The 648-nt window shown below is 57.9% G+C and carries 1 protein-coding gene; it reads left to right on the forward strand.

The features are described 5' to 3' along the window. The coding region (locus AM629_RS21395) for a S8 family serine peptidase (RefSeq protein ID WP_235525594.1) at positions 1–648 on the forward strand (648 nt) is incomplete at both ends.

Below are 648 nucleotides of genomic sequence, written 5' to 3' on the forward strand. Positions count from 1 at the left end.
CGATGCGCGCCGTGGCGACATTACTGACCCCGGAAGTCCCGCTTGATCCCTTGACGGCTCAGCAATGGTATCTGAGTGATGCCAACATTCTGCCGGTCTGGAAGGACTACACGGGCAAGGGCGTACGCATTGGTCAGTTCGAGCCAGGTGGTCAGTTCGCCACCGCGCCCGAAATCTTTGATATCAATCACCCCGACCTTGCGGCGAATGTTGATAAAACCTGGTTGCAGACTCAACAAACCCATGGCACCTTGCCGAACGTGGTCTCCAACCACGCAACAATGGTGGCGGGTGTGATGGTCGCGGCGAAGAATAATGCCGGGGGTGTCGGGGTGGCCTATGAGGCGACGTTGGGCGGCTATTATCTGGCTAATGACGGTGCCGATCTTGCGGGACTGGGGCATATGGTCAGTTTTGACATTGCCAACAATAGCTGGGGATTTACCGACGATTTTGCACTCAGCAGCTTTCAGGACGGCGCTATCAATACGGCCGCGTCGCTGAGCCTGAATGCGCAGTATGCGGCGGCTAATGGTCGTGGCGGATTGGGGACCGTCATCGTGGCGGCGGGCGGCAACCATCGTGCAGAAGGCGGCAATGCTCAAGGGTCACTGACCAATAACAACCGCTTTTCGGTGGAGGTCGGTG

This window comes from Photorhabdus heterorhabditis (assembly GCF_001280945.1).
Lineage (GTDB): Bacteria > Pseudomonadota > Gammaproteobacteria > Enterobacterales > Enterobacteriaceae > Photorhabdus > Photorhabdus heterorhabditis.